The following is a 2,814-nucleotide window of genomic DNA, read 5'->3' as shown; positions in this document are numbered from 1 at the left end:
GCCGAGCGGCCGGGCGGGCTCACCTGGGTGGGGGCCCCGGGCGGGCCGGAGGCGCGCGACGCCCTGCGCCGGGAGCGACAGGAACAGGAGGAGCGCGAGCGGCTGGAGGAGCAGCGGGGGCCGGGGAGGCTGCCCGACTTCGGCTCGGAGCCCCCGCGCGCACCGACGGCGGTGCCGACCGTCGAGGTGCCCGACTTCACGTTCGACCTGCCCGGATCCGGGGACGGGGAGGCGACGGTCGGCCCGTGAGGCGTATCCTCGGCAGACGCCCTCCGGGGCGGAGCCGACGACGATGTCGGCACGGACGACGAAGGAGTCGACCAGATGACCACTCACACCCCCACAGGCCTCCCGGTCGCGCGCGTCACCCGCGTGCCCCTCACCCCGGCTCCCCGGCGAGGCGTCTCGCCCGTGACCGGCGGCAAGCGCGTGGCGTTCCTCACCGCGGGCGGGCTCGTGCTCGTCGTCGCGATGGGCCTCATGCCCGTGCTGGGGCAGCTCGTCGGCTAGGGGACCGGGCCGGCGCCTCCTCGGCGCTGCGCGGCAGTTCATCAGGCGACGCGACGGCGACGAGCCGACGTGACGGATCGCGGTAGTTCGTCGCTGCCGCTGCCGCGGTCGCGTCGCGCTGCCCGCGCTGCCTGTGCTTCTCGCGTCGTCTCGCCCGGCTCGCGCACGGGGACGCCGCGCAGGGACGGCGCGTGGGGCGGGCGCTAGGAGGTGCGGCGCGAGCCGAGCACGCAGAACTCGTTGCCCTCGGGGTCGGCGAGCACCACCCAGGAGGCGTCGGACTGGCCGACGTCGACGCGCACGGCACCGAGGGCCTCGAGCCGCGCGACCTCGGCCGCCTGGTCGTCGGGACGGAAGTCGAGGTGCAGCCGATCTTTGACGACCTTGGGCTCGGGCACGCGCACGAACAGCAGCCCGGGGAGCGAATCGGGGGTCGGCCGCAGCTCGGGCTCGTCGCCCGGCTCGCTGATGTCGACCCAGCCGAGTGCCTCGCGCCACCAGGCGGCGAGCGAGTCAGGGTCGAGCGCGTCGACGACGACCTGTTCCCACTCGAGCGTCATGCTCGCGCCTAGGCGCTCTTGCTCTGGTGGTCGTCCGCGCCCTCGTCGAGGTCGGTGTCCACGTCGGAGTCGTCGTCGAAGTCGTCGGCCCACCGGTCGACGTACTCGTCGGAATCGCTCTTGGTCGCAAGCTCTTTTTCGAGCGCACCGTAGTTGGTGTCAGGGCTGAAGTACTTCAGCTCTCTGGCGACCTTGGTGTGCTTGGCTTTTTGACGGCCGCGCCCCATGCGTGACCCCCTCGTGAATTCGGCCCGGAAACGGTGTCGGACGAACCGGGAACTACCGACAGGTGACGTTGCAAAACTGCATCGATCTTAGCATGTGCCCCCAGCCCCGACGGCCTGTCACGGGCGGCCCCCACGGGCGTCGAGGAACCCTCGCACCTGGTCGTCGCGGAGGGCCTCGCGGAGCTCCGAGATCGCCACGTCGTCGGGGAGGACGATCGACTGGCCGTCGGCCGAGGTTCCGGTGCCGGCGGTCGGGATGGTGAAGAAGTCGACGTCGTCGGGGCGCAGGCCACGGAGGCCGGCGCCGAGCGCCACGAGGGTGCCGGCGTCGAGGTCGGCGTCGACCGTGACGTGCGGCGCGGTCGCGGTGAGGAAGCCGGTGACGCGCGTCGGGTCGGTGAGGGTCGCCCGGCTGACGAGGGTGCGCAGGACGCCCTCGAGGAACGCCTGCTGGTTCTTGACCCTCTGGAAGTCGGCGTCGGAGAACGCGTAGCGCTCCCGGACGAAGGCGAGCGCGGAGTCGCCCTCGAGGTGGTTGACGCCCTGCACGTACTCGTGGGCGGACCTGGGGTCGGACGACGAGCTGCGGAACGCCTTCTCGCTCACCACGTCGACTCCGCCCAGCGCGGTCGTCATGTCGGCGAACCCCTCGAAGTCGTCGATCGCCACGTGGTCGACGCGCGCGCCGAGCAGCTGCTCGACGGTCTGCACCGCGAGCGGGCTGCCGCCGTGCGCGAAGGCGGAGTTGACCTTGCCCTCGCCGCGGCCGGGGACCGGCACCCACAGGTCGCGCATGACCGACATCACCGAGGCGTGCTGCCGGTCGGCGTCGACGTGCAGCAGCATCATCGTGTCGGTGCGCTGGTCGGAAGGCGAATCGTCGTCGAGCGTCGTCTCGTCGCCCCGGGAGTCGGAGCCCATCAGCAGCACGTTCAGCGACCCGTCGTCCGCGGGCGCCGGGCGGCCGTCGTCGGCGGGGAACGCGTCGTCGAGGGTCGTGGTCTCGTCGTCCCACGACGAGGCCAGGTGCAGCGCGTACCCGCCGGCCGCGACGCCCGCGACGACGAGGAGGGCGACGAGTGCGACGGCGACCCCGATCAGGGCGAGGGCGGCACGCGAGCGGGGCCTGCGGCGGCCTCGCCGGCCGTGGCGATCGTCGCGCTCGTCACGCTCGTTGCGTTCGTCACGCTCGTCGCGCTCGTCGCCGGACGAGGAGGCGGTGGTCGCGTCGTCGTCGTGGCCCAGTCCGAGGGCAGAGAGGTCGTCCATGGTGGTGCTCCGGGATGCGTCGGCGGGTGCCTGCCCGGGCGGGCGGGCTCGCCCTCGTCTCCCGAGGGCCGACCAGACGATATCTCACGGGTGATACATCAGTCCAGGACGTGTCGACGATGTCGAGGCGATGCCCAGGCTCGGCCCCAGCGGCAGCCGCGGCCGCAGCCTGGTCGTGGGCGAGCAGTCAGGCGAGAAGGGACGCCGTGAGCGTGGGCCCACGCCTACGGCGTCCCTTCTCGCTGTAC

The 2,814-nt window shown here is 72.7% G+C and carries 5 protein-coding genes; 2 read left to right on the top strand and 3 right to left on the bottom strand.

Going from position 1 to position 2,814, the window contains the following annotated elements; all coding sequences use genetic code 11:
• Together RWM17_RS13735 and RWM17_RS13730 are read left to right on the top strand one after the other, a co-directional pair.
• Positions 1 to 249, top strand: a 249-nt coding sequence (locus RWM17_RS13735) for a hypothetical protein (protein ID WP_314104585.1), incomplete at its 5' end; no start/stop codon positions are given.
• A 75-nt stretch (positions 250 to 324) separates the two neighbouring features.
• Positions 325 to 510: a hypothetical protein gene (locus RWM17_RS13730; protein ID WP_314104583.1), complete on the top strand. Its 186-nt coding sequence runs from the start codon at positions 325 to 327 to the stop codon at positions 508 to 510.
• A 203-nt stretch (positions 511 to 713) separates the two neighbouring features.
• On the opposite strand, the gene RWM17_RS13725 is transcribed toward RWM17_RS13730, so the two are convergent.
• From RWM17_RS13725 to RWM17_RS13715, 3 genes are all read right to left on the bottom strand, one after another.
• The gene (locus RWM17_RS13725) at positions 714 to 1,070 is read right to left on the bottom strand and encodes a VOC family protein (RefSeq protein ID WP_314104581.1); all 357 of its coding nucleotides are present in this window, start codon (positions 1,068 to 1,070) and stop codon (positions 714 to 716) included.
• A gap of 8 nt (positions 1,071 to 1,078) precedes the next feature.
• Positions 1,079 to 1,297, bottom strand: coding sequence for a DUF3073 domain-containing protein (locus tag RWM17_RS13720; protein ID WP_314104579.1), 219 nt, complete (start codon positions 1,295 to 1,297; stop codon positions 1,079 to 1,081).
• A gap of 117 nt (positions 1,298 to 1,414) precedes the next feature.
• On the bottom strand, positions 1,415 to 2,566 hold the full coding sequence (locus RWM17_RS13715) for an LCP family protein (RefSeq protein ID WP_314104578.1): 1,152 nt from the start codon (positions 2,564 to 2,566) through the stop codon (positions 1,415 to 1,417).
• Between the last annotated feature and the right edge of the window lie 248 nt (positions 2,567 to 2,814).

The organism is uncultured Frigoribacterium sp. (genome assembly GCF_963515265.1).
GTDB lineage: Bacteria > Actinomycetota > Actinomycetes > Actinomycetales > Microbacteriaceae > Frigoribacterium.
This window is presented reverse-complemented; position numbering and strand designations above follow the sequence as displayed.